A 24,108-nucleotide genomic window follows, 5' to 3' on the forward strand; every position below is an offset into this window, starting at 1 on the left:
ATGGGCGCACTCGACGAGGGCGAGCGGGTCGTCGCCGCGGACGCCGCCGCCTGGCGCTCCTGGCTCGCCGCGAACCACGGGACGGCGACCGGCGCCTGGCTGGTGCGCCCCCGCCCCGGCAACGACGACGTGCACGTCGGCTATGAGGAGGCGATCCTGCAGGCGCTGTGCTTCGGGTGGATCGACGGCCCGGTGCGCAGCTTCGACGAGCGCATCGGCGGGCTGTGGTTCGCGCCGCGCCGTGCGTCCAGCGGGTGGGCCGCGACGAACAAGGCCCGGATCGCGCTGCTCGAGGAGGCGGGCCTGCTCGAGGCGGCCGGGATCCGCGCGATCGAGATCGCCAAGGCCAACGGCGCCTGGTCGGTGCTCGACGGCCCGGAAGCCGGCATCGAGCCGGACGACCTCGCCGCCGCCCTCGACGCGGCGCCCCTCGCGCGCGCCGGGTGGGACGCGTTCCCGCCGTCGGTGAAGAAGCTCGGCCTCACGCAGATCGCGATGGCGAAGCGGCCCGAGACGAGGGCCGCCCGCATCGCGAAGATCGTGGCGGACGCGGCAGAGGGGAAGCGGCCGTGAGCACGAACCCGATCCTCTGGGTCGCGCTGGTGATCGCGCTCGGCACCCTCGCCGCGTGGATCGTGCAGTTCGTTCGCAGCCGTCGGGGCGGCTCGGCCCGCGACCGCGGTGCCTGGTGGGAAGGCCCCTGGGACGAGGACGACCCGCCGCGGAAGAGCTGAGCCCGGCCGACCACACCCCGCGCCCGGGGCCGTTGAGCGAGCACGCCCACACGCCGCGCCCGGGGTCGTTGAGCGAGCACGGCCGCAGGCCGCGCGAGACGAAACGCGGCGCCCTTGCAGAGAACCGCGTTTCGTCTCGGTCGCTGCGCGTCCTCGCTCAACGTCCCCGGGAACGGAGCTCGATCCCGCGCTCAGCGCCCCGGGAACGGAGCTCGATCCCGCGCCGCCCGCTAGCGCAGCACGAGCGCCGCGGCGCCGATGAGCGGCCCCTCGTCGCCGAGTCCGGAACGCACCACGCGGGTGCGCCGGGAGTAGTCGTGCGCGGCTGTGGCCACGAGCGCGGCCTGGACGAGGTCGATGTAGTCGGCGGAGACGCGGGAGAACCCGCCGCCGATCGCGACCACCTCCAGATCCACCAGGGTCGAGGCATCGGCGAGCGCCGCGCCGACGGTGCGGGCGGACCTCTCGATCGCCGCCCGTGCGAGCGGGTCCCCGGCTGCCGCGTCACGCGCGAGGTCCTCGCCCTGTTCGCCCGACCAGCCCTGCGTGCGGGCCCAGGCCACGCTCGCGGGCCCGGAGGCGACCTGCTCGACCGTGAGCCCCTCGGCGGCGTGCACCTGTCCCAGGTGGCCGGCGTTGCCCGACGCGCCGGGCAGGTACTGCCCGCCGACCACGAAGCCGCCGCCGACGCCCGTCGACACGACGATCGACAGCGACGCCGCAGCGCCCTGCGTGGCGCCGAGCCACGACTCGGCGAGCGCGAGGCAGCCGCCATCGTGCGCGAGCACGGTCGGCACCGGTGCGCCGACCGCGGCCGCGGCGGCGTCCCGCACGGCACCGCGCAGGTCGAACCCGTGCGCGCCGGGCATGTTCACGGGGACGATGGTGCCCTGTTCGCGGTCGACGGGGCCGGCGCTGCCGATGCCCGCGCCGATCAGCTCGTGGTCGGCGTCACGGCCGGCGAGCGCGTGGCGGACGACTTCGCCGATCGCGGCGCGCAGCGAGTCGGGTGTCGCCTCCGGCCCGGTCGGGCGGCGACTGCGGGTGCCGTCGACGACGGTCCCGTCGGCGCGCACGAGCGCGGCCTCGAGCTTGGTGCCGCCGACGTCGACGGCCAGGGCGATGCGGGGGTCCTCGGATCCGGTCATTCGGCGCTCCTCATCGCGGCGGGGACGGAGGCAGGATGCGGCGATGCCTGCAGGATCGGATCCGCGGATCCGTCCTGCATGCGTGTCAGGATCCCGCGGATGTCACGACGATCGCGGGTCACTGCGGCGCGAGCCCGAGGTCGTCGAGGTCGATCGCGGCGAGCCACTGCAGCCCGGCCGCCTCGACGGCGGCCTGAGCGCCGGTCTTGCGGTCGACGATCGAGATCACGGCGACCGGCTCGGCGCCCGCGGCGCGCAGCACCTCGACCGCCTTGAGCGGCGAGCCGCCGGTGGTCGAGGTGTCCTCGACGACGACGACGCGCTTGCCGGCGACGTCGGCGCCCTCGATCTGGCGGCCGCGGCCGTGGTCCTTGGGCTCCTTGCGCACCACGAAGGCGTCGACCGGGGATCCGGCGCGCACCGACTCGTGCATCACGGCGTTGGCGATGGGGTCGGCGCCGAGCGTCAGGCCGCCCACGGCCGCGATGCCCTCGAGCCCCTGCATCAGGTCGAGCACGATGCGGCCGATCGCGGGCGCAGCACGGTGGTCCAGGGTGAGCCGGCGCATGTCGACGTAGTACGTGGCCTTCTTGCCGCTGGCCAGCGTGAAGTCTCCGTGGAACACGGCCTCGTCGGTGATGAGGCCGATGAGGGCCTGCCGGTCTGCTTCGAGTTCGGGGGTGCTGAGCGTCACGGCTCAAGTCTAGGACGGCGGCCCCCGGCCACAGGAGTACGACCACAGCGGATCCGCCCTGGTCGCGTCCGCCCCGACGGTGCGAGGATGGGCCGTGGCCGTCTCGACACCGCGAGCGACGCGATGCGAGCCGCCGCGACTGGAGGACCGCATGCTCGACGTCGACACGTACGCCGCCCTCGCCCGGCTCAAGCCGGTGCCCCCGCTGGAGCTCTCCAGCCCCGACTTCGACGCGGACGGGCCGCTGCCCGTCTGGGCGTGGTCGGAGTCGCGCGGCGGGGACGACCGGTCTCCCGGCCTGGTCTGGGGCGAGCCGCCGGCGGGCACGAAGAGCTTCGCGCTCTCGGTCTACGACCCGGACGCGCCGACCGGATCCGGCTTCTGGCACTGGGCCGTCGCGAACATCCCGGCCGACGTGCGCTCACTGCCCGCGGGCGCGGGAGACGGCGAACCCGGATCCCTCCCCGCCCAGGCGATCACGTTGCCGAACGAAGCGCGCCTGCCGCGCTACATCGGCGCCGCCCCGCCGGCCGGCACGGGCGTGCACCGCTACGTCATCACGGTCGACGCGCTCGACATCGAGGAGATCGACCTCGACGGCGACGAGACGCCCGCCTATCTCGGCTTCAACCGGCACTTCCATGTGCTGGCGCGGGGCATCCTCGTCGGCACGGCGGATCCCTCCGAGCGGTGAGCGGCGGGGAGGATCCGGGACCGACGCGGCACCTTCTTTCAAGATGTGGAACTTAAGCTTCACATTGTGATAATCTCCTTCCGAGAGGTAATCTCGACATCGAGATAAATCACGCCGAGGGAGACGCCGATGTCCACGCACCGACAGACCGTCACGATCACGTACGAGACGGCCGCCCGCGCCGTGGCGCTCGCCCTCGAGATCGGCGCCGAACGCGGCCTGCCCACGGTCGCCGCCGTCGCGGATCCGTCGATGACGCTCATCGCCTACGGCATGGCCGACGGCTCCACCCCGCACAGCGCCGAGACCTCGCAGCGCAAGGCGAAGAGCAGCGCGTCGATCCGCCGCCGCACCGGGCAGATCGCCGACGCGCTCGCGGCGACCCTTCCGCTCGGCACGGGCGGCACCATGACCACCATCGACGGGGGCGTGCCGATCTTCTTCGGCGACGACCACGTCGGCGGCCTCGGCATCGCCGGCGGTCCGCCCGCGCTCGACGCGGAGATCGCACTCGAAACCCTGAAGCGCCTCGGCGCCCGCACAGAAGGAATGGAACTATGACCTCGTACCTCTCCCGCGCTGACCTGTCGGTCGCCGCGCCGATCGTCGAGTTCGCTGAAGCGTCCCTTGCCGATTCCGGCCGCGACGCCACAGCGTTCTGGGCGGGCGCGAGTGCGATCGTGCACGACCTGGTGCCGCGCAACGCCGCGCTGCTCGCCCGGCGCGATGAGCTGCAGCAGCAGATCGACGAGTTCCACCGGCAGAACCCCGGCCAGCCGGACCCGGCCGCCTACCGCGCCTTCCTCACCGAGATCGGCTACCTCGTGCCGGTGCCGGAGCAGGTCGCCGTCACCACGTCGGACGTCGACCCCGAGATCGCCACGATGGCCGGCCCGCAGCTGGTCGTGCCGCTGCTGAACGCGCGCTTCGCACTGAACGCCGCGAACGCCCGATGGGGATCCCTGTACGACGCGCTCTACGGCACCGACGCCATCTCCCGCGAGGGCGAGCTGGCGCCCGGCCGCGAGTTCAACCCGAAGCGCGCGGCCGAGGTCGTCGCGTTCGGCCGCGAGTTCCTGGACGAGATCGCGCCGCTGACCGAGGGATCGCACCGCGACGCCACCGGCTACCGCGTCGACGCGGACGGCCTCGTCGTGTCGACCGCGACGGGCGACCGCCGCCTCGCGGATCCGACCCGCTTCGTCGGCTACACCGGCGACGCCGACGCGCCGGCCACCGTGCTGCTGGTGCAGAACGGACTGCACGCGGAGATCCTCGTGGACCGCGCAGGCGCCATCGGCCGCACCGACGCCGCGGGCGTGCAGGACATCATCCTGGAGTCGGCGCTCACCGCGATCCTCGACCTCGAGGACTCGGTCGCCGCCGTCGACGGCGACGACAAGGCCCTCGGCTACCGCAACTGGCGCGGGTTCATGGACGGCAGCCTCACCGAGACCGTGACCAAGGGCGACAAGACGTTCACTCGCTCGCTCGCGGCCGACCGGGTCTACCGCACGGCAGACGGCGGAGAGGTCACGCTGCCGGGCCGTGCGACGCTGTTCGTCCGCAACGTGGGCCACCTCATGCGCACCCCGGCCGTGCTCGACCGCAACGGCGACGAGGTGTTCGAGGGCATCGTCGATGCGATCATGACCGCGCTCGGCTCCCTCCCCGAACTCGAGGGCGCCAACAAGGGCAGCAACTCGCGCACCGGATCCATGTACATCGTGAAGCCCAAGATGCACGGCCCCGAGGAGGTCGCGTTCGCGGCCGAGCTGTTCGGCCGCGTCGAGGAGCTGCTGGGCCTTCCGGCCGGGACCATGAAGGTCGGCATCATGGACGAGGAGCGTCGCACCTCGGCGAACCTCGCCGCCGCGATCGCCGCCGCGAGCGATCGCGTCGTCTTCATCAACACCGGCTTCCTCGACCGCACCGGCGACGAGATCCACACCTCGCTGCACGCCGGCCCGTTCCTCCCGAAGGCCGGCATCAAGGCGCAGCCGTTCATGCAGGCGTACGAGGACCGCAACGTGGCGATCGGCGTCGCATCCGGACTGACCGGGCACGCCCAGATCGGCAAGGGCATGTGGGCCGAGCCCGATCTCATGCACGACATGCTGCAGAAGAAGATCGCGCACCCGCTCTCCGGCGCATCGACCGCCTGGGTGCCGTCGCCGACCGCGGCGACGCTGCATGCCCTGCACTATCACCAGGTCGACGCGTTCGCCGCGCGCGCGGCGCTGCCGCCCGTCGACGACGAGGCGCTGAACCGGCTGCTGGTTCCACCGCTCGCCGCCGAGGGCGACCTCACCCCGGAGATCGTCGCCACCGAGGTCGACAACAACGTGCAGTCGATCCTCGGCTACGTGGTGCGCTGGATCGACCAGGGCATCGGCGTCTCGAAGGTGCCGGACATCCACGACGTGGGCCTCATGGAGGACCGCGCCACCCTGCGCATCTCGAGCCAGCTGCTCGCGAACTGGCTGCAGCACGGCGTGATCACCGAGGCGCAGGTCGACGACAGCCTCCGCCGCCTCGCCGGGGTCGTGGATGCGCAGAACGCGGGCGACCCGAACTACGAGCCGCTCGCCTTCGCCGACGGCGCCGAGCCGGGGATCGCGTTCACCGCGGCCCGTCGCCTCATCACCGAGGGCGCCGCCCAGCCGAGCGGCTACACCGAGCCGCTGCTGCACGGTCTGCGCCGCGAGAAGAAGGCCGAACAGGCCGCGCGCGGCTGACCTTCCGCATCCCCGCGTCGCTCCCCTGCCTCATGAGGTCGTTGAGCGGGCAAGGCCGCGAGGCCGCGCGAGACGAAACGCGGCCCCTTCCTGGGGGCCGCGTTTCGTCATTCGCATCCGGGGTCCCGCCTTCGCGTGCCGGTCAGGCGGCGTGCGTGTAGACCGCTCGCCACACGCGCTCGAAGCCCTCCCGGTCGAGCGCCCCCGCGCGATAGGCGGCGCTGGCGCCCTGGATCGAGTCGGCCAGGGCGTCGAGCCGGCGCTGCGCATCCCGGTCCTCGCCGTCGACGCGGAGCCCGGAGCAGCACGCGGTCACGGTCGCCGCCGTACGGCGCACCGCGCGGGTGCCGCGCGCCAGGGCGATGCCGACGGGCACGGTGACGGCCGCGATCGCCACGAGCGCGGCCAGCGGCGCGATGCCCGCGGCCGCGCAGCCGATCCAGACGAGCAGGCCGCCGCCGAACGCGAAGACGCCGTATCCGCGGGAGAGCTCGGCCCGGCGCCGCTCCGGTGCGGGGGCGTCCGGGGAGTAGATCACGAGGGTGCTCGAGACCACGCCGTAGCGGCTGACCGAGCGCGACAGGTAGCCCCAGTGCGGGCGGGAGCGGTGCAGCGCGTGCGGGGAGGCGCCATGCTGCGAGGGCGTGGTTCGCTGTTCGATGACCATGGATCCACGGTGCGCGCCAGGTGCGCGGAACGGACCCGATCCCTACGGAATGCAAACGGATCCGGTCCGGATCCCTGCGATTGCCGTGCGTTCCCGGGGATCCGTCACGCCCCGGTGCACGACCGGCCGAGCTCACCGTTCGCAGGACCGGCGCCGCGAGCTGCAGGAGCACCCCGCACGGTCCCCGCACGGTCGGCGGTGTCCGCGCCCGCCCGTAGGCTGGATCCATGCGCCTGGCCACCTGGAACGTCAACTCCATCCGCACCCGCGTCGCCCGCACCGTCGAGTTCGCCGTGCGCGAGGACATCGACGTGCTCGCGATGCAGGAGATCAAGTGCAAGCCGGAGCAGTTCCCCTACGCCCCCTTCGAGGAAGCCGGCTACCACGTCGAGGTGCACGGCCTGAACCAGTGGAACGGCGTCGCGATCGCGAGCCGTGAGCCGATGACCGACGTCCGCACGGCGTTCGACGGCATGCCCGGCTTCGCGAAGGGTCATGAGGGCCCCGACGCGCCGCTCGAGGCCCGGGCGCTCGGCGCGATCGTGAACGGCGTGCGGGTGTGGAGCCTGTACGTCCCCAACGGACGCTCGCTCGACGATCCGCACCTCGCCTACAAGCTGCACTGGCTCGACGCGCTGCGCACCTCGACCGCGGCAGAGCTCGAGGCGAAGCCCGGTCTGCCGCTCGCCCTCGTCGGCGACTTCAACATCATCCCGTTCGACCACGACAACGGGGATCCGGACATCGTGGTCGGCAAGTCCACGCACGTCTCCCCCGAGGAGCGCGCCGCCTTCTTCGCGCTGGAGTCGGCGGGCGTGCACGACGTCGTGCGGCCGCTCCTGCCCGAGGGGTACACCTACTGGGACTACCAGCGGCTCAAGTTCCCGCGCAACGAGGGGATCCGGATCGACTTCGTGCTCGGATCCACGGCCTTCGCCGACGCGGTGAAGGGCGCCTCGATCCACCGCGAGGAGCGCAAGGGCGAGCAGCCCAGCGACCACGTGCCGGTGGTCGTCGACCTCGATCTGTCGGGCGCCGACGAGGACGACGACATGCCGATGATCTTCGCGTGAACTCCGCGGATCCCCGCCCCCCGGGATCGTCGAGCGAGGACGCCGAAGGCGACCCTCCCCCAGGGTCGTTGAGCGAGGACGCCGAAGGCGACCGAGACGAAACGGCGCGCGCCCGCGAGGACGCCGTCCCTCCTAGGCCGATCCGGCTCGTCGCCACCGACCTCGACGGCACCCTGCTGGATCCTTCTGGACACGTCACCGCCCGCACCCGGGCGGCGCTCGACGCGGCGCGGACCGCCGGCATCGTCGTCGTGCCCGTGACGGCGCGGCAGCCGATCGGACTGCGCGCGATCGCCGAGGAGGCCGGGTTCGACGGCTGGGCCCTGTGCGGCAACGGCGCCTATGGCATCCATCTCGGATCGCACGAGCAGCTGTTCGCCACGGAGATCGCGGTGCCGGTGCAGCAGCGGATCGCCCGCGAGCTGGGCGCGCGGATCGATGGGCTGCTCTTCGCGAGCGTGCGCGAGGCGGGCGAGGTGTTCGTCGCGCAGGAGGGCTACGCCGAGGTCGCGACGCTCAGCGACCACAAGCGGGATCCGCGCACCATGGGCGCCGTGCCGCTCGCGGAGGTGCTGGCGGCACCGAGCCTGAAACTCGTGATCCGCCACGCGACGATCTCCCCGCCGGAGATCTTCGCCGTGCTGGGATCCCTGGACCGGACCGGCTTCGCGGCGACCCTGTCGGGAGCGCCGTTCGTGGAGGTCATGGCCGAGGGAGTCACCAAGGCCACCGGCCTCGCGCACCTGTGCACGCGGCTCGGCATCGACCGCACCGAGGTGCTCGCCTTCGGGGACGCCCTCAACGACGTCGAGATGCTGCGATGGTCGGGTCGCGGCGTCGCCCTGGCGAACGCGGAACCCGAAGCCCTGGCCGCCGCCGATGACGTCACCCTCTCGAACGCCGAGGACGGAGTGGCCGCCGTGCTGGAGCGGGTGCTCGCGGACTGACCCGCGTGGGCGCCATCGCGCGACGGCGGGGCCGGAGCGGGCGAATCCCGCTCGGCCCCGGCACGCCCGACCGCAGCCCGATCAGGCCTGCTGCCGGCGGCGGACGCGCATCAGCACCGCACCGGCCACGAGCAGGAGCATTCCCAGACCCACGATGCCGAGCGGGACGTCGGCGCCGGTCGCAGCCAGCTGCGCACCGGCGGAGCCCGACGAGGTCGAGCCCGTGCCGGCTGAGCCGTTCCCCGATCCGGATCCGTCCGATCCGCCGGGGGCAGCGACAGCGGTCACCGTGAGGGGTGCGCCGCCCGTCAGCGTCGACATCGCCCCCACCAGCACGATCCGGTGCTCGCCCGCCGCGATGTCCGCCGGGATCGTGACCGTGGTGTCGACGGTGCCGTCGACCCCGGCAGTCACCGATGCGAGCACGACCGGAGCGGAGTGCAGCTCGATCTGGACCGGCTCGCCGGTGGCGAAGCCGGATGCCGTCACGCGCACCGCATCACCGGGATGCGCCGTCGCGGACGACAGCGCGACGTCGGCGGTGAGCGAGGACAGGTCGAAGTCGATGCCCGTGGTGTCGCCGGTGCCAGAGACGACGACCGGAGTCGCGTCCGTCGCAGAGTCGGCGTGCGAGTAGTACTGCGGAGCGATGGCCCAGGCGAAGCCTTCTGTGCCCTCGACCCGCACCGTGTAGCTGCCCGGGCCGACCGTGAGGCCGTAGGTCCCGTCGGCGTGGACGTACGTCATCCCGATGAACTGGCCGTCCTGCTCGGCGATCACCGCGATGCTCGCCGAGTGCCCGCGCAGATCCGTCGAGCCGTCGAGGAGCACGGAGCCGCGGATCGACACGGCCGGGTCGAGCTGCGCGTCGATGCCGGTGAGCTCGGATCCGTCGGTGACCGTGATCGGCGTCGCAGCCTGCGGGCTCGAAGCGCCGTCCCACCACTGGGGGGCGAGAGCCAGGCGGGGGTCGCTGAAGTTGACCGTGTACTGCCCCGGCGCCGCATTCGGGATCCGATACTCACCGGCGTCATCGGTCGAGGCGGCGAAGTAGCCGTGGTCGCCCGTCACGGTGATGTACACGCCCGCAGCAGGGAGTCCGTCCGCGGTCCTCGTGACGGTCCCGCTGATCGCGCCGCTCCCCGCCGGCGGAGCGGCACTGGCCGCCCCCACTCCGGTGAACATCAGCGCCGCGGCGAGCAGCGCGGTCAGCGCGGCCTTCCCGCGTCGGCGTCCGGGCACACGTGCAGTCATCCTGGTCCCCCTCGGGTCAGCGACCGCTCCCCTTCGTCGGGCGCGGTCGGAGCCTGAAGAACCAGGCGTCGATGCAATCTATCGTCATAGGGTTCTCCCAGGAAAGAGGCAGGCCTGCGATCGCCCCCGGACATGGGAACACCCGCACTCCCCAGAGTGCGGGTGTTCGGGTCAACGTCCCCACGCGTTATGAGGACTGTAGTTTCTGCGCGGTTCCCTGGACAGAGGTGATCGCGATATTCCGGTCACGAATGGGAAACGGAGCGCGGGGACTCACATCGTGCCGGTCGTGGGCTCCCCGGGCAGCGGCGCATAGCGCAGCAGCAGAGTGCCGCCGTCGCCCGACTCGGCGTGGACGAGACGCAGGTTGTGCGCGGATGCCCCGTCGGGGAACACCTTCTTCCCCTGGCCGAGCACGATGGGATACACCCACAGCTGCAGCTCGTCGTAGAGCTGCTCGTCCAGGAGCGTCTGCACGAAGTCGACGCTTCCGATCACGTGCACGTCCTCGTGCTTCTCCCGCAGAGCGGCGAGCTCGGCCGGAAGATCGGCGCCGATCCGGCTGCTGCCCTCCCAGTCGAGCCGGATGCCGGCGTCGCGCGACGCCACGTACTTGGGCACCCGGTTGAACAGCTCCCCGATGAAACCCTCGGGCCCGGTGGTGTGCTCCGGCCAGTAGCCGGCGAAGATGTCGTAGGTGCGGCGCCCGAGCAGCAGCGCGTCGAGCGTCTCCATGCCCTGGATCACGCTGCGCATGACGGCCTCGCTCGGCAGCGTCGCCTGCCAGCCCCCGAAGCGGAAGCCTCCGCTGGTGTCCTCCTCGGGGCCGCCCGGCGCCTGGGCGACGCCGTCGACGGTGGTGAACAGGTCGATGATGATGCGTCCGGTCATGATGTTCTCTCTCCTTGATCGCGGTCCTGTCCCGGGCGACGCTACGCCGCGAGGGGGTCGATGTGAAAGGTCTTCGTGAAGGCGTCCAGGATCCGCTGATCGCCGCGCACGACGGCGACGAGATCCTGCGCGACCGCCTGCTCCGGGGAGACATCCCCGGCGATGAGGCGCCGGATGCCGGGTCCTGCGACGACCACCGCCTCCGGCTCGCCGGGCGGCAGGGCTCCCCCCACCGGCGGTGCGGCCGGAGCGAGCTGCGCCACCTGCAGCACGCCCGCGTCGACGATCACCCGCAGGGCCACGTCGCCCAGGTGCAGCGCGATGTCGAGGTCGCTCGACCGCTCGGGTCGGAACGCGGTGCGCAGCGCCATCGTGAGCGAATCGGCGGTCACGACGTCTCCCTCGCCGGGATCGCCCATCGTCTGGAACCCCCAGCGCCCCAGTGCGAGCACGATCGGCTCGAGCGCGCGCCCGTACGGCGTGAGCTCGTACACGAGACCGCTCCCGTGCAGCGGCGCGCGGCGCACCACGCCGCCCTCCTGCAGCTCCTTGAGCCGGGTGGACAGGATGTTCGTCGGGATGCGGGGCAGCCCCTGCTTCAGATCCGTGTACCGACGCGGGCCGACGAGCAGGTCGCGCACGATGAGCAGCGCCCAGCGCTCCCCGATCAGCTCGACCGCCGTCGTCACGCCGCAGTACTGGCCGTAGCTGCGTGCGGCCACGTCAGCGCCCCCGCATCACGCCGTGGCGGCCGACGCGTCGGCCTCCTGCTCGGCGCCACCCGGGACCATGTACAGGAAGCCGAGCGAGTTGCCGTCCGGGTCGTCGAGATCGCGCGAGTACATGAAGCCGTAGTCCTGGGCGGGCTGGGGCTCGGTGCCTCCCGCGGCGAGCCCCCTGGCGAGCGCGGCGTCGACCTCCTCGCGCGAGTCGAGGGCGAACGAGGCGGACGTCTGCAGTGAGATCCGCGGATCCACGATCGGCTTCTCGGTGAAGGTCGCGAAGAACTCGCGCGTGATCATCATGAAGAAGATGTTGTCGTCCCAGACGACGCAGACGCCGTTCTCGTCGGACATCTCGGGATTGATGGTGCAGCCGAGCGCCGTGTAGAACGCCTTGGTGCGCTCCAGATCGGTGACGGGCAGGCTGATGAAGACGCTGGCCATGGTGACTCCTCTGTCCGCGGATCCGGAGAGGATCCGATGCGACTAGCTTGCTTTTTGCAAGCTTACTTGTCAAGAGCAAGTTCGGTCCGATCCAGCGGCTCAGGGAATTGCGCCCGCGGCACGCCTCGCCCGGTCCGCCGTACGGGGGATGTTCGCGGCGCGGCGCCCGCTCTACGGTGGAGGGATGCCCTTCACCCGCACACCGACACCCCGTGAGCTCCGGCAGGATCTGCTCCTCGCCGCGGTCCTGCTCGTGGGCGGGATCCTCAGTGCGGGCCTGTCGTCGATCGCGAAGGTGTACGGCGCCGAGCAGGGCGAGCTGTGGACCGCCATCCCGTACGTCGTCGTGATCGCGGCGGCGCTCTCAGTCCGCCGCCGCTGGCCCGCTCCCGTCGCCGTCGTCGTCTCGCTCGCGTTCATCGTGGCGACCTCGCTGCACGTGCCCGAGATCTATGCGGGCAACATCGCCATGTTCATCGCCCTGTACACGGTCGGGGCGTGGATGAACGCCCGCCGCGGCGCGTTCCTCGTGCGGGCCGGGATCATGACCGTGATGGCCGTGTGGCTCGTGATCGAGATGTACCGGCAGGCGATCGATCAGGCCGCGAAGGCGGATGTCGTCGCCGGGATGTTCTCGCCCCTCGTCGCGTTCCTCATGCTGCAGGTGCTTCTGAACGTGCTGTACTTCGGCGGCGCCTATTACTTCGGCGAACGCAGCTGGATCGCCGCCCGGCAGCGTGCGGCGCTGGAGCAGCGCACCGCGGAGCTCGAGCGCGAGCGCGCCCTCAGCGCCGCCCAGGCCGTGGCCCTGGACCGCGTGCGCATCGCCCGCGAGCTGCACGACGTCGTCGCCCACCACGTCTCGGTGATGGGCGTGCAAGCGGGGGCCGCGCGGATGATGATCCCGCAGGACCCCCAGGCCGCGACCGCCATCGTCGCCGGAATCGAGACCGCGGCGCGCGACGCAATCCGCGACTTCCACCAGTTGCTGGACACGCTCCGCGACCCCGGCGACAGCGAGGACGTCGCCTCGACGGTCGAGGTGGACGACATCGCCGACCTCGCCGTCGCGTCGACCGCCGCAGGGCTCCCCACCCGTCTGCAGGTGGTCGGCGACCCCGTGCCGGTGCCGCGGGTGACGGCGGTGAACCTGTACCGGATCGCGCAGGAGTCGCTCACGAACGCACGGCGTCACGCCGGCCCCGATGCCGAGGCGGACGTGCGGATCCGCTACGAGCGGGGTTCCGTCGAGCTCGAGGTGGTCAACACGGGGCGGATCGTCACCGGCCTGCGACCGGGACTGGGCCAGCTCGGCATGCGCGAGCGGGCGACGGCGTCGGGGGGCTCGATCGAGCTCGTCCCCCGCTCGACCGGCGGATTCCGCGTGCGCGCCACCCTGCCGTTGGCCGGGGCCGAGGCTGGGGCCGCCGATCGCGCCGGGGCCGCCGAGTCGCCCAGCCGCGAGGACCCCGCTGGCCGGTCCGACCGTGAGGACCGCGCTGGCCGGTCCGACCGTGAGGACCCCGCTGGCCGGTCCGACCGTGAGGACCCCGCTGGCCGGTCCGACCGTGAGGACCCCGCTGGCCGGTCCGACCGTGAGACCGAACCTGCGCCTCGAGACCGACGATCGTTCCCTTGGTCTCGCGACGCAGGTTCGGTCTCACGGTCATCCGGCGTACCAGCCCCCCGCGCCGACGACGCATCGGCGACAGCCGCAACGCACCCGAGCGAGCCGCACGGAACGCACGAGCCCCAAGGAACGCAGGGACCCCACGGAACGAGCGAGCCCCACGGAGCGCACGAGCCGCACGGAACGGACGAGCCGCACGGACCACAGGAACCGCGCATCCGGGAGGGAGCCGCGTGACAGCGCCGATCCGCGTGCTCCTCGTCGACGATCACGCCATGCTCCGGGCGGGGTTCCGCACCATCCTCGATCTGCAGCCCGACATCGCCGTCGTGGGCGAGGCGGCGAGCGGAACCGAGGCGGTGACGCTGGCCGGATCCCTGCAGCCCGACGTCATCACCATGGACGTGCAGATGCCCGACATGGACGGCATCGAGGCGACGCGGCGGATCCGCGCCGACGAGCGGATCCGCGCCTCCATCGCGATCGTGACGACCTTCGATCGCGACGACTACCTGTTCGACGCGCTGGACGCCGGCGCGAGCGGATTCCTGCTCAAGAACGCCGGCCCTGAGGAACTCGTCGCGGCGGTGCGGGCGCTGGCCGCCGGCGACGGCATGCTCGCCCCCGAGGTCACCCGGCGGGTGCTGCAGCGCTTCGCCGCCCGCCCGGTTCCGACGCCATCCGCCGCGCCCTCGATCCGGGCGGTCTCGGATCCGGCGACCGGATCGGCCGCCCTCCCCAGCGCCGACCTTCCGGAACCGCTCACCGAGCGCGAGGGCGACGTGCTGCGCCTCGTCGCCGAGGCGTGGAGCAACGCCGAGATCGCCGCGGAGCTGTTCATCGGCGAGGCGACGGTGAAGACGCACGTGTCGCGGATCCTGCAGAAGCTCGGCGCACGCGACCGCGTGCAGGCGGTGGTGCTCGCGCACCGGCTGGGCCTGGCGCCGCCGCCCGCCCGCTAGCCTCTCCCCATGGCCGACACCGCGAGCGCTCCGCACGCCCACCCGCGCAGCTCGCTTTCCCGTCCGATCATGGCCGGCGTCGTGACCGCGCTCGTCGGGTTCACGAGCTCCTTCGCCGTCGTGCTCACCGGCCTCGCGGCGGTCGGCGCGAACCACGCGCAGGCGGCGAGCGGTCTGCTCGCGCTCAGCCTCACGATGGGCGCCGCCTGCATCGTGCTGGCGTGGCGCTACCGCATGCCGATCACCGCGGCCTGGTCGACCCCGGGCGCCGCACTGCTCGCCGCTTCCGGGGCGGCGGGCGGGGCGGGCGCCGGGATCGACGGGGGCTGGCCGGCGGCCGTCGGAGCGTTCCTCATCGTCGCGGGGCTGGTCCTGCTCACGGCCCTGGTGCCGCAGCTCGGGGCGCTCATCGCCGCGATCCCGCCGTCGATCGCGCAGGCCATGCTCGCCGGCGTGCTGCTGCCCCTGTGCCTCGCCCCGATCACCGGACTCGCCGCGAACCCGTGGGGCGTGATCCCCGTCGTGCTGACCTGGCTCGTGTTCGCCCGGCTCGCGCCGCGGTGGGCTGTGCCGCTGGCGTTCCTCACGGCGACCGTCGTCATCGTCATCGCGATCGCGACCGGTGCTCCGACGGGCGCTCGGGCGGCCGTGGATCCCGCCGCGCTGCTCCCCCGCGTCGAGCTGACGGCGCCGACGTTCACGGTCGGCGCGCTCGTCGGCATCGCGCTGCCCCTCTTCATCGTGACGATGGCGTCGCAGAACGTCCCGGGCGTGGCCGTGATGCGCAGCTTCGGCTACGAGGTGCCCTGGCGTCCGGCGATGCTCGTGACCGGCATCGGCACCGCCCTCGGGGCTCCCGCCGGCGGGCATGCGATCAACCTCGCCGCGATCAGCGCCGCCCTCGCGGCGGCGCCCGACGCGGAACCGGATCCGAAGCGCCGCTGGATCGCCGGTGTCTCCACGGGCGTCTCCTACCTGGTGCTGGGCGGCTGCTCGGCGGCCTTCGCCGCGCTCGTGGCGCTCGCACCGACCGCCGTGATTCCGGCGGTGGCCGGCCTCGCTCTGTTCGGCGCCTTCGGATCCGCCGTGCAGCAGGCGATCGACGACCCCGGCGAGCGCACCCCCGCGGTGGTCACCTTCCTCGTCGCCGCGAGCGGGATGGCGTTCTGGGGCGTCAGCGCCGCGTTCTGGGCGCTCCTCGCCGGCCTGCTCGTGCGCGGCGCGCTGCACCTCGGGCGGCGCTGAGCGGATCCACCGTGCGCTGAGCGCCTCAACCCGAGAGCCTCCTCCGCGGGTCCGCAGGGCGGCGGTCCGCAGAGCGCGGGCGCGCGAGGCGCGGGTCCGCCGGGCGCGGTGACGCCGGACGACGAGGCGGACGCCCCCGGATCCACCTCCCGGATGACGCCGCGGAATCCGCCGCAGGGGGGATGCCCCGCCCGGCGCCGCTGAATACCGTTGCTGTCATGACCACAGTGCTCACCCGCACCACGACCACGGGGCTGCTCGAACTCGAGGGCCTCACCAAGAGCTACGGCACCCGCCGGGTGCTCGACGACGTCTCGTTCCGCGTCGAGCCGGGCCGGCTCACGGGCTTCGTCGGCGGCAACGGCGCCGGCAAGACCACCACGATGCGGATCGTGCTCGGCGTGCTCGGGGCCGACGGCGGCAGCGTCCGCCTGGGCGGGCACGACGTCGCCGCCACCGACCGCCGCCACTTCGGCTACATGCCCGAGGAGCGCGGCCTCTATCCGAAGATGAAGGTGCTCGAGCAGGTCGCCTACCTGGCGCGCCTGCACGGCTTCGGCAAGGCGGACGCCACCGCCCGCGGCGAGGCGCTGCTGGTCGAGCTCGGCCTCGGCGAGCGCCTGCACGACACGATCGAGTCGCTCTCCCTGGGCAACCAGCAGCGGGCGCAGATCGCGGCGGCGCTCGTGCACGACCCCGAGGTGCTCATCCTCGACGAGCCGTTCTCGGGCCTGGATCCGCTCGCCGTCGACGTCGTGGCCGGGGTGCTGCAGACGCGGGCCGCGCAGGGGTCGTCGATCCTGTTCTCCTCGCACCAGCTCGACGTGGTGGAGCGCCTGTGCGACGACCTCGTCATCATCGCGGGCGGCACCATCCGCGCCTCGGGGTCCCGCGAGGAGTTGCGCGCTCAGCATTCCTCCCCCCGCTACGAGCTCGTCTCGGATGCGGACGCGGGATGGATCCGCTCCGAGCCGGGCATCACGGTCGTCGACTTCGAACGCGGCACCGCCGTCTTCGACGCCGAATCCCCCGACGACGCCCAGCGCGTGCTCCGCACCGCGCTCCAGCACGGGGTCGTGCACGCCTTCACCCCGCAGCGCCCGTCCCTCGCCCAGATCTTCAAGGAGGTCATCCAGTGAGCACCTCGACCACCCCGAGCACCGGCGGGCTGTCCGTCGGCAACGGCGTCTTCCTCGTCGCCGAGCGCGAGATCGGATCCAAGCTCCGCAGCAAGGCGTTCCTGATCTCGACCGGCATCCTGCTGCTCATCGCCCTCGCCGGCGTGCTCATCGGCGGTTTCATGAGCAAGAACACCACGGAGACGGCCGTCGCGGTGACCTCCGAGACCGCCCTGGCGGTGCACGGCCTGCCCGGCCTGAAGCTCACCGAGGTGGCGGACACCACGGCCGCCGAGAAGCTGGTCCGGGAGGGGAAGGTCGAAGCCGCGCTCATCCCCGCGCCGGGCGACACGTCGTTCGGCTTCGAGATCGTCGCGCTGAAGAGCGCCCCCAGCAGCCTCCAGAGCATGTTCGCCAAGACGCCCAAGGTCACCCTGCTCGCGCCCGACACGACGAACCCGCTGCTGCGGTACCTGGTGGCGATCGGGTTCGGGGTGGTGTTCCTGATGGCGGCGTCGACCTTCGGCGCGACCATGGCGCAGAGCGTCGTGGAGGAGAAGTCGACGCGGGTGGTGGAGCTGCTGCTCGCGGCGATCCCCGCGCGGGTGCTGCTGGCCGGCAAGGTCATCGGCAACACGGTGCTCGCGATGGCGCAGATCCTCGCCCTCGCGGCGATCGCGGTGGTCGGTCTCATCGTCACCGGGCAGAACGCGGTGCTGGAGGGTCTCGGCTCGCCGCTCGTCTGGTTCGCCGTCTTCTTCCTCTTCGGCTTCGTGCTGCTGGCCTCGCTCTTCGCCGCCGCAGGCGCGATGGTCTCCCGCCAGGAGGACATCGGATCCACCACGATGCCGATCACGATGCTGGTCATGGCGCCGTACTTCCTGGTGATCTTCCTCAACGACAACCCGGTGGCGATGACGATCCTGTCGTACATCCCGTTCTCGGCGCCGGTCGCGATGCCGGTGCGCCTGTTCGTCGGCGAGGCGCAGTGGTGGGAGCCGCTGGTGTCGCTGGTGATCCTGCTCGTCTCGTGCGTGGTCGCCATCCTCGTCGCCGCGAAGATCTACGAGAACTCCCTGCTGCGCATGGGCGGCCGCGTGAAGCTGTCCGAGGCCCTGAAGGGCTGAGGGGCTCGCTCGCGGGGCTCGGCCGGACGGCTGGGCCCCGCGGCGCTCCCCGAACGGCCGCGAGACCGAACCTCCGTCCCGAGACCGACTATCAGAACGTCGGTCTCGGGACGCGGGTTCGGTCTCGCGGTCGTGTCGGGGCGGCACCGGGGATCCGGGAACGCGTCGGATCCGGTTCCGGGAATATTCACACGCATGGATCGTTAGCCTCAGGGTACGGACGATGAGGTCCGGCGCCCCGAGAACCGATCCGAAAGGCCTCATCACCATGAGCACTCCCGCCCTCGACCGCACCGCGGTCACCGACGCCCCGATCCTCGACGTGCTCGCCGAGCGCTGGAGCACCCGCATCTTCGACCCCGCTTCCACGATCGACGAGGAGGCCCTGGCCAGCGCGCTGGAGGCCGCCCGCTGGGCGCCGACGGCCGCGAACAGCCAGCCCTGGCGCGCGATCGTCGCCCGCCGCGGCTCCGCGGCGCACGGCAAGGTGCTCGGCAGCCTGATGGGCTTCAACAGCGCCTGGGCCGGCGACGCCGCCCTGCTCGTCGTCTTCGTCGCCGAGACCACCCGTGACGACCAGCCCATGCCGTGGGCGCTGTACGACACCGGCCAGGCCGCCGCGCACTTCACCGTGCAGGCGCACGCCAACGGCCTGTCCACGCACCAGATGGGCGGCTTCGACCGCGACGCCATCTCGGCCGCGTTCGAGCTGGGCGCCGAGTTCACCCCGATCTCCGTCATGGCCGTCGGCGAGCTGGGCGACATCCGCACCGCGAGCGACGAGATGCAGCAGCGCGAGAACGCGCCGCGCGTGCGCCGCCCCATCGCCGAGACGGTCATCGTCAACGACTGATCCCCGGGATCCGAAACGCCCCCTCCGCCCACCGGAGGGGGCGTTCGTCGTCCGGGGCGCGCTCGCTGCCCCGCCGTGCCTCCCGAGAACAGGCGGATCGCCCCGGAGCAGGCGGATCCTGGGCGGATCCACCTCATCTCGGTCGATCGACCGGTCCTCGGTCACTTCTGATCGGGGGCCCCGGGCCAGATGCGGGCCCGACCCGGCGCCGGTCGGGTCAGCGCTTGCGGTGGCGGCGCGCGGCGAGCGCGTCCGCGGCGCGGATCAGCGACAGGTGCGAGAACGCCTGCGGGGTGTTGCCCACCTGGCGGCGCCCGATCGGGTCGTACTCCTCGCTCAGCAGGCCGACGTCGTTGCGCAGCCCGCACAGCCGATCCATGAGCGCCTCGGCCTCGGCGGTGCGCCCGGTCACCGCGTACTGCTCGACGAGCCAGAACGAGCACGCGAGGAACGGATGCTCGGATCCCGCGAGGCCGTCCACGCCCGTCGCGGTGCGGTACCGCATCACGAGTCCGTCGCGCATCAGGGTCTGCTCGATCCGCTCCACGGCGGCGAGCATGCGCGGGTCGTCCGGCGCGCAGTACCCGGTGCGCGGGATGAGCAGCAGCGCCGCATCCACCTCGTCGGTGCCACTGTGCTGCACGAAGCACCCGTCGCGCACGCCGTGCTCGTCGATCTCGGCACGCAGCCGATCGCGCACCTCGCGCCAGCGGTCGGCCGGTCCGTGCAGGCCGTCCTTCTCGACCGCGCTCACACCGCGGTCGAACGCCGCCCACAGCGACACCCGCGAGTGCGTGAAGAACTGCGGATCCCCGCGGATCTCCCACATGCCGTTGTCGGGCCGATCCAGCTGCTTCTCGGCCTGCCGCAGCATCACCCGCTGCAGCGACCACGACCGCTCCGACTCCGCGAGACCGGCGCGCCGCGCGGCGCCGAGGGTCATCAGCACCTCGCCGAAGACGTCGGCCTGGAACTGCTCCGCCGCGCCGTTGCCGACGCGCACCGGGACGGATCCGGCGTATCCGGGAAACGACGGCATGTCGCGTTCGCGCAGGTCGCGCTCCCCGGCGAGCCCGTACATGATCTGCAGGTCGGCCGGATCCCCGGCCACGGCCCGCAGCAGCCAGTCGCGCCACGCCCGCGCCTCGTCGGCGAGGCCGTGACCGAGCAGGGCCTCGAGGGTGAGGGCGGCGTCGCGGAGCCAGACGTAGCGGTAGTCCCAATTGCGCTCCCCGCCGAAGTCCTCGGGCAGCGACGTGGTCGCCGCCGCGGCGATGCCTCCGGTCTCGCGGTTCGTGAGCGCCCGGAGGATGAGCAGCGATCGCCGCACGTCCTCCTGGTGACCGCCCTCGTGGGCGATCCCGTCGGCCCAGTCGCGCCACCACGCCGCGGTCTCCCGTCCGGACGCACCCACGTCGAGCGGAGGCGGCGCGGATCGATAGGACGGGAACCAGGTCAACGTGAGCGCCGCGTGCTCCCCCGCCCCGACCTCGACCGTGCCGACGTGGCTGTGCCCGTGCGGGTACAGCGCACCGCCGCGCACCACGACGGCGTCGGGTCCCGCCGTCGCCGTGAGCTCGGGGGCGAGATCGGTGCCGGTCTGCCGCACCCACGGCAGCGCCCGCGCGTAGTCGAACCGGAACCGCAGCTCCTGCCGGAACGCCATCCGCCCGCTGACACCCGCGATCCGCCGGATCACGTCGGTGCGGTCGCCGCCCTGGGGCGCGGGGGCGCCCGTGGTGTCGTCCCGGGGCGGAATCGGCATCCACTCGGTGACCTCGGCGACGCCCTCGGCGCTCTCCCACCGGGTCACCAGGCAGAACGTGTCGCCGTCGTACCGCCGGGTCGCGGTGGCGTCGGGATCCGCCGGCCGCAGCGTCCAGTGCCCCTGCTCGACGTCGCCGAGCAGGGATCCGAACAGCGACGCCGAGTCGAGCCGCGGCGCACAGAGCCAGTCGATGCTCCCGGCTCGGGAGACCAGCGCCGCCGTACGTCCGTCACCGAGCAGCGCGTAGTCCTCGATCGGTGCACTCATGAGCGCAGTCTGCCACCCGGCGCTCTGCGGATTCCGCGAGCCCGCCCCGCGAGTCCGAGCCCGATCTTCCGAGAAGCAGGATCCGGCCGCGCCGGGCGACAAGCACGCGAGACGGAACGTATCGTGGGCGCATGACCACCCCGACGACGCTGCTCATCCTCGGCGCATCCGGAGACCTCACGTCCCGGCTCCTCCTGCCCGCGATCGCCCAGCTGCTGCAGCGCCAGCCCGACCGCAGGCTCGTGCTGCGCGGAGCGGGGTCCGACGACTGGTCCGACGAGCGCTGGCAGGAGGCCGTGCGCACCGCCTTCGCCACGGTCGGCGCCGACGACCAGGTCGCCCGGGTCGCCGGCACGACCTACGCGCAGGCGGACGTCACCGACCACGACGCGCTCGCGGCGCTCATCGGAGACGCCGATGGCCCTCTCGTGATCTACTTCGCGCTGCCGCCCGCCGTGGCGGTCGCCGCCTGCGAGAAGCTCCTCGACATCCCGCTCCCCGCCGGCACGGTGCTCGCGCTGGAGAAGCCGTTCGGGAACGACGAGCGGAGCGCCGCGGCGCTGAACGCCCTCGTCACCCGGATCGTCCCGGAGAACCAGGTCTTCCGCGTCGACCACTTCCTCGGCCGGTCCACGATCCTCAACATCATGGGCGTGCGGTTCGCGAACCGGCTCGTGGAGCCGGTGTGGTCGGCCGATCACGTCGAGAAGGTCCTGATCCGCTATGACGAGGCCCTCGCCCTGGAGAACCGCGCGCGCTACTACGACAAGGCGGGCGCCCTCGTCGACATGATCCAGAGCCACCTCCTCCAGGTGCTCGCGATCCTCGCCATGGAGCAGCCGGCGGATCTGGACGAAATCGATCTGCGCGACGCGATGGCCGCCGCCCTGCGCGCCACCCGCATCGTCGGCGACGACCCCGCGCGCTCGACCCGCCGCGCCCGCTACACGGCCGGCACGAGCGGCGACCGTCCCGTGCCGGCCTACACGGACGAGCAGGGCGTCGATCCCTCCCGCGACACCGAGACGCTCGCCGAGATCACCTGCGAGGTGGACACGGCGCGCTGGGCCGGCGTTCCCTTCACCCTGCGCAGCGGCAAGGCGCTCGGCGAGCGCTGTGCCGAGATCGTCGTCACCTTCCGCCCGGTGCGGCACATCCCCGGCGGCCTCACCGGGACGCCCGCGGACGGCGGCGTGCTGCGCTTCTCCCTCGGCCCCGACCGGATCGAGCTGGAGCTCAACGTGAACGGCGGCGACGACCCGTTCGCGCTGCGCCGCGACGTGCTCTCCACCGAGCTCGGCAAGGGCACCCTGCTGGCCTACACCGAAGTGCTGAGCGAGATCCTCGACGGGGATGTGGCCCTCTCCGTCCGCGGCGACGCTGCCGAGCAGTGCTGGCGGATCATCCAGCCCGCCCTGGACGCCTGGCGCTCCGGCGCGGTGCCGATGCAGGAGTACCCGGCCGGGTCCACGGGCCCGGAGGACTGGGCGACCACGCGCTGATTCCGGGATCCCCGCCGTCCCGGGCCCGTCCGTTCGGCATCGGGCGGAGCGCGGCGGATCCGACGTATCCCGGCGGCCCGCATGACGGATCCCCCGCATCGGGCCGCCGGATCCGCACGAGCACCCCTACGATCGGCCCATGACCGCGCTCCCCCGCCGCGTCAGGGTCGGCTACGCCCTGGGCGGCATCGCCTCCGGCACCTACGGCACCGTTCCGGGCCTCATCCTGATGCCGTTCCTCACCGATCTGCTCGGCGTGCAGGCGGCGCTCGCCGGCATGATCGTGTTCGCCCCGAAGGCCTGGGACTTCTTCCTCAACCCGATCGCCGGGCGCATCAGCGACCGCTCGCGCAACGCAAGCGACCGACGGCGGCCGTTCATCCTGCGCGCGGGGATCCTGCTCGCCCTCGCGTTCGCGGCCATGTTCTTCGGCCCCACGGCCCCGCCGGTCGCGGCAGCCCTGTGGGTGCTCGTGGCGTTCCTCGCGTCGGCGACCGTGTACGCCTTCTTCCAAGTGCCGTATCTGGCGATGTCGGCCGAGATCACCGACGACTACGCCGAGCGCACCCGGATGATCAGCTGGCGCGTGATCGTGTTCACCCTGGCGATCCTCGCGTCCGGGGCGGCGGCGCCGGCGCTCGTGGAGGCCTTCGGCGGCGTGACCGGCTACCGGATCATGGCGGCGTCCATGGCCGTGCTCATCCTCGTCGGCACCGCGGGCGTGTGGCTCGGCACCCGATCGGTCCCGCTCACGCGGGGAGAGGAAGCGGAAGGGAGGCTGTTCTCGCAGCTCGCGATCGTGCTGCGGGACGCGGACGCGCGGATGCTGATCATCGCGTTCGTGCTGCAGGCCGTCGCGATCGGCATGGTGCTCGGCGGGGTCGTGTACGTCGCCCGGCATGTCGTGCACGACCCCGCGATCGCGACCTACAGCTTCGTGTGCTTCGTCGCTCCCGCGATCGTGCTCACCCCGATGTGGAGCCGCCTCGGATCCCGCCTCGGCAAGAGACGCGGATTCGCGGTCGCGACCGCCACCATGGCGGTCGGCCTGGTCGCACTGCTCGCGGCGCGCACCGGGGAGGCCGTCCCCCTGCTCGCCGCATCGGGCATCGTCGGCATCGGCTACGCCGGGGCGCAGTTGTTCCCCCTGGCCATGCTGCCCGACCTCGCCGCCGAGGATGCCCGCCGCAGCGGCGCCAACCGCATCGGGATGATCTCCGGCGTGTGGTCGGGGTTCGAGCTCCTCGGCTATGCGCTGGGTCCGGCGCTGCTCGGACTCGTGCTCACGCTCGGCGACTACCGGGCATCGACCGGCGACGCGGGGCCGCAGCCCGACAGCGCGCAGTGGGCGATCGTGCTCGGCGTATCGCTCGTTCCGGCCGCACTGTGCCTGCTCAGCCTGATCCCGCTCTCCCGGTACCGCCTCGACGACAGGCTGCGTGCGGCCGCGGATCCGGTCGCCGCGCGCAGCCGCTGAGCCTGACGCGTCAGGGGCACCGGCGCGGCCGGGGTGTGCCTCTCCCGGCGAGGCAGGGCTGTCTCTGCGCGTCCCGGCGAGGCAGGGCTGTCTCTGCGCGTCCCGGCGAGGCAGGGCTGTCTCTGCGCGCCTTCCTCGGAGTTGTGCAGGATC

General features: G+C 72.5%; 23 protein-coding genes. 15 read left to right on the forward strand and 8 right to left on the reverse strand.

Translation table 11 applies throughout. From position 1 onward, the window contains the following. The gene (locus tag J8G10_RS08125) at positions 1–573 is read left to right on the forward strand and encodes a YdeI family protein (RefSeq protein WP_251442936.1); all 573 of its coding nucleotides are present in this window, start codon (positions 1–3) and stop codon (positions 571–573) included. After that, a complete protein-coding gene (locus J8G10_RS08130; protein WP_251442938.1) occupies positions 570–734 on the forward strand; it encodes a hypothetical protein in 165 nt (54 codons plus the stop codon). The genes J8G10_RS08125 and J8G10_RS08130 overlap by 4 nt, the downstream gene beginning before the upstream one ends. 230 nt (positions 735–964) lie before the next feature. Here the strand turns inward: J8G10_RS08130 and J8G10_RS08135 are convergent, their stop codons facing one another. Together J8G10_RS08135 and pyrE are read right to left on the reverse strand one after the other, a co-directional pair. Beyond that, entirely contained in the window at positions 965–1,882 is a 918-nt protein-coding gene (locus J8G10_RS08135) for an ROK family protein (protein ID WP_251442940.1), read from the reverse strand. 118 nt (positions 1,883–2,000) lie between these two features. Then, positions 2,001–2,576: an orotate phosphoribosyltransferase gene (pyrE, locus tag J8G10_RS08140; protein ID WP_251442942.1), complete on the reverse strand. Its 576-nt coding sequence runs from the start codon at positions 2,574–2,576 to the stop codon at positions 2,001–2,003. A gap of 94 nt (positions 2,577–2,670) precedes the next feature. On the opposite strand from pyrE, the gene J8G10_RS08145 reads away from it, so the two are divergent. From J8G10_RS08145 to J8G10_RS08155, 3 genes are all read left to right on the forward strand, one after another. Beyond that, positions 2,671–3,270: a YbhB/YbcL family Raf kinase inhibitor-like protein gene (locus tag J8G10_RS08145; protein ID WP_251442945.1), complete on the forward strand. Its 600-nt coding sequence runs from the start codon at positions 2,671–2,673 to the stop codon at positions 3,268–3,270. Between the two features lie 129 nt (positions 3,271–3,399). After that, positions 3,400–3,831: a heme-binding protein gene (locus tag J8G10_RS08150; protein WP_251442947.1), complete on the forward strand. Its 432-nt coding sequence runs from the start codon at positions 3,400–3,402 to the stop codon at positions 3,829–3,831. Continuing rightward, a complete protein-coding gene (locus J8G10_RS08155) occupies positions 3,828–6,008 on the forward strand; it encodes a malate synthase G (RefSeq protein ID WP_251442950.1) in 2,181 nt (726 codons plus the stop codon). The genes J8G10_RS08150 and J8G10_RS08155 overlap by 4 nt, the downstream gene beginning before the upstream one ends. Before the next feature lie 142 nt (positions 6,009–6,150). Here the strand turns inward: J8G10_RS08155 and J8G10_RS08160 are convergent, their stop codons facing one another. After that, complete coding sequence (locus tag J8G10_RS08160) at positions 6,151–6,675, reverse strand: DUF6611 family protein (protein WP_251442953.1); 525 nt, start codon at positions 6,673–6,675, stop codon at positions 6,151–6,153. A gap of 227 nt (positions 6,676–6,902) precedes the next feature. Between J8G10_RS08160 and J8G10_RS08165 the strand changes: the two genes are divergently transcribed. Both J8G10_RS08165 and J8G10_RS08170 read left to right on the forward strand, forming a co-directional pair. Beyond that, entirely contained in the window at positions 6,903–7,748 is an 846-nt protein-coding gene (locus J8G10_RS08165) for an exodeoxyribonuclease III (RefSeq protein ID WP_251442956.1), read from the forward strand. Next, positions 7,745–8,695, forward strand: a complete 951-nt coding sequence (locus tag J8G10_RS08170; protein WP_251442959.1) for a Cof-type HAD-IIB family hydrolase — start codon at positions 7,745–7,747, stop codon at positions 8,693–8,695. Before J8G10_RS08165 ends, J8G10_RS08170 begins: the two co-directional genes overlap by 4 nt. Before the next feature lie 81 nt (positions 8,696–8,776). Here J8G10_RS08170 and J8G10_RS08175 read toward each other — a convergent pair whose 3' ends face one another. The 4 genes from J8G10_RS08175 to J8G10_RS08190 form a co-directional block, all read right to left on the reverse strand. Beyond that, positions 8,777–9,949, reverse strand: coding sequence for a carboxypeptidase regulatory-like domain-containing protein (locus tag J8G10_RS08175; RefSeq protein ID WP_251442962.1), 1,173 nt, complete (start codon positions 9,947–9,949; stop codon positions 8,777–8,779). 273 nt (positions 9,950–10,222) lie between these two features. After that, a complete protein-coding gene (locus J8G10_RS08180; protein ID WP_251442965.1) occupies positions 10,223–10,840 on the reverse strand; it encodes a dihydrofolate reductase family protein in 618 nt (205 codons plus the stop codon). Positions 10,841–10,881: 41 nt separating this feature from the next. Further along, positions 10,882–11,562: a helix-turn-helix domain-containing protein gene (locus J8G10_RS08185; protein WP_251442967.1), complete on the reverse strand. Its 681-nt coding sequence runs from the start codon at positions 11,560–11,562 to the stop codon at positions 10,882–10,884. Between the two features lie 15 nt (positions 11,563–11,577). Next, entirely contained in the window at positions 11,578–12,006 is a 429-nt protein-coding gene (locus tag J8G10_RS08190) for a VOC family protein (protein WP_251442969.1), read from the reverse strand. Between the two features lie 184 nt (positions 12,007–12,190). Between J8G10_RS08190 and J8G10_RS08195 the strand changes: the two genes are divergently transcribed. From J8G10_RS08195 to J8G10_RS08220, 6 genes are all read left to right on the forward strand, one after another. Then, a complete protein-coding gene (locus tag J8G10_RS08195; RefSeq protein WP_251442971.1) occupies positions 12,191–13,873 on the forward strand; it encodes a sensor histidine kinase in 1,683 nt (560 codons plus the stop codon). Continuing rightward, positions 13,870–14,598: a response regulator transcription factor gene (locus J8G10_RS08200; RefSeq protein WP_251442973.1), complete on the forward strand. Its 729-nt coding sequence runs from the start codon at positions 13,870–13,872 to the stop codon at positions 14,596–14,598. The genes J8G10_RS08195 and J8G10_RS08200 overlap by 4 nt, the downstream gene beginning before the upstream one ends. Before the next feature lie 9 nt (positions 14,599–14,607). After that, positions 14,608–15,843, forward strand: coding sequence for a benzoate/H(+) symporter BenE family transporter (locus tag J8G10_RS08205; protein WP_251442975.1), 1,236 nt, complete (start codon positions 14,608–14,610; stop codon positions 15,841–15,843). Positions 15,844–16,097: 254 nt separating this feature from the next. Then, complete coding sequence (locus J8G10_RS08210; protein WP_251444348.1) at positions 16,098–16,982, forward strand: ABC transporter ATP-binding protein; 885 nt, start codon at positions 16,098–16,100, stop codon at positions 16,980–16,982. Then, entirely contained in the window at positions 16,979–18,088 is a 1,110-nt protein-coding gene (locus tag J8G10_RS08215; RefSeq protein WP_251442978.1) for an ABC transporter permease, read from the forward strand. Before J8G10_RS08210 ends, J8G10_RS08215 begins: the two co-directional genes overlap by 4 nt. Positions 18,089–18,356: 268 nt before the next feature. Continuing rightward, on the forward strand, positions 18,357–18,941 hold the full coding sequence (locus tag J8G10_RS08220; protein WP_251442981.1) for a nitroreductase family protein: 585 nt from the start codon (positions 18,357–18,359) through the stop codon (positions 18,939–18,941). Between the two features lie 217 nt (positions 18,942–19,158). Here J8G10_RS08220 and J8G10_RS08225 read toward each other — a convergent pair whose 3' ends face one another. Continuing rightward, positions 19,159–20,976: a glycoside hydrolase family 15 protein gene (locus tag J8G10_RS08225; RefSeq protein ID WP_251442983.1), complete on the reverse strand. Its 1,818-nt coding sequence runs from the start codon at positions 20,974–20,976 to the stop codon at positions 19,159–19,161. A 131-nt stretch (positions 20,977–21,107) separates the two neighbouring features. Here J8G10_RS08225 and J8G10_RS08230 point away from each other — a divergent pair, with 131 nt between their 5' ends. Both J8G10_RS08230 and J8G10_RS08235 read left to right on the forward strand, forming a co-directional pair. After that, positions 21,108–22,478 (forward strand): glucose-6-phosphate dehydrogenase, encoded by a 1,371-nt coding sequence (locus J8G10_RS08230; protein ID WP_251442988.1) that lies wholly within the window; start codon positions 21,108–21,110, stop codon positions 22,476–22,478. A gap of 139 nt (positions 22,479–22,617) precedes the next feature. Continuing rightward, entirely contained in the window at positions 22,618–23,955 is a 1,338-nt protein-coding gene (locus J8G10_RS08235) for an MFS transporter (protein ID WP_251442991.1), read from the forward strand. Positions 23,956–24,108: the final 153 nt, after the last annotated feature.

Source organism: Microbacterium sp. USTB-Y (genome assembly GCF_023703415.1).
In the GTDB taxonomy this organism is placed as follows: domain Bacteria; phylum Actinomycetota; class Actinomycetes; order Actinomycetales; family Microbacteriaceae; genus Microbacterium.

Coding starts and splice junctions, on each gene's coding strand:
- J8G10_RS08125 (WP_251442936.1), top strand. CDS start 1: ATGGGCGCACTCGACGAGGGCGAGCGGGTCGTCGCCGCGGACGCCGCC.
- J8G10_RS08135 (WP_251442940.1), bottom strand. CDS start 1,882: ATGACCGGATCCGAGGACCCCCGCATCGCCCTGGCCGTCGACGTCGGC.
- J8G10_RS08150 (WP_251442947.1), top strand. CDS start 3,400: ATGTCCACGCACCGACAGACCGTCACGATCACGTACGAGACGGCCGCC.
- J8G10_RS08155 (WP_251442950.1), top strand. CDS start 3,828: ATGACCTCGTACCTCTCCCGCGCTGACCTGTCGGTCGCCGCGCCGATC.
- J8G10_RS08160 (WP_251442953.1), bottom strand. CDS start 6,675: ATGGTCATCGAACAGCGAACCACGCCCTCGCAGCATGGCGCCTCCCCG.
- J8G10_RS08165 (WP_251442956.1), top strand. CDS start 6,903: ATGCGCCTGGCCACCTGGAACGTCAACTCCATCCGCACCCGCGTCGCC.
- J8G10_RS08175 (WP_251442962.1), bottom strand. CDS start 9,949: ATGACTGCACGTGTGCCCGGACGCCGACGCGGGAAGGCCGCGCTGACC.
- J8G10_RS08180 (WP_251442965.1), bottom strand. CDS start 10,840: ATGACCGGACGCATCATCATCGACCTGTTCACCACCGTCGACGGCGTC.
- J8G10_RS08190 (WP_251442969.1), bottom strand. CDS start 12,006: ATGGCCAGCGTCTTCATCAGCCTGCCCGTCACCGATCTGGAGCGCACC.
- J8G10_RS08195 (WP_251442971.1), top strand. CDS start 12,191: ATGCCCTTCACCCGCACACCGACACCCCGTGAGCTCCGGCAGGATCTG.
- J8G10_RS08205 (WP_251442975.1), top strand. CDS start 14,608: ATGGCCGACACCGCGAGCGCTCCGCACGCCCACCCGCGCAGCTCGCTT.
- J8G10_RS08220 (WP_251442981.1), top strand. CDS start 18,357: ATGAGCACTCCCGCCCTCGACCGCACCGCGGTCACCGACGCCCCGATC.
- J8G10_RS08225 (WP_251442983.1), bottom strand. CDS start 20,976: ATGAGTGCACCGATCGAGGACTACGCGCTGCTCGGTGACGGACGTACG.
- J8G10_RS08230 (WP_251442988.1), top strand. CDS start 21,108: ATGACCACCCCGACGACGCTGCTCATCCTCGGCGCATCCGGAGACCTC.
- J8G10_RS08235 (WP_251442991.1), top strand. CDS start 22,618: ATGACCGCGCTCCCCCGCCGCGTCAGGGTCGGCTACGCCCTGGGCGGC.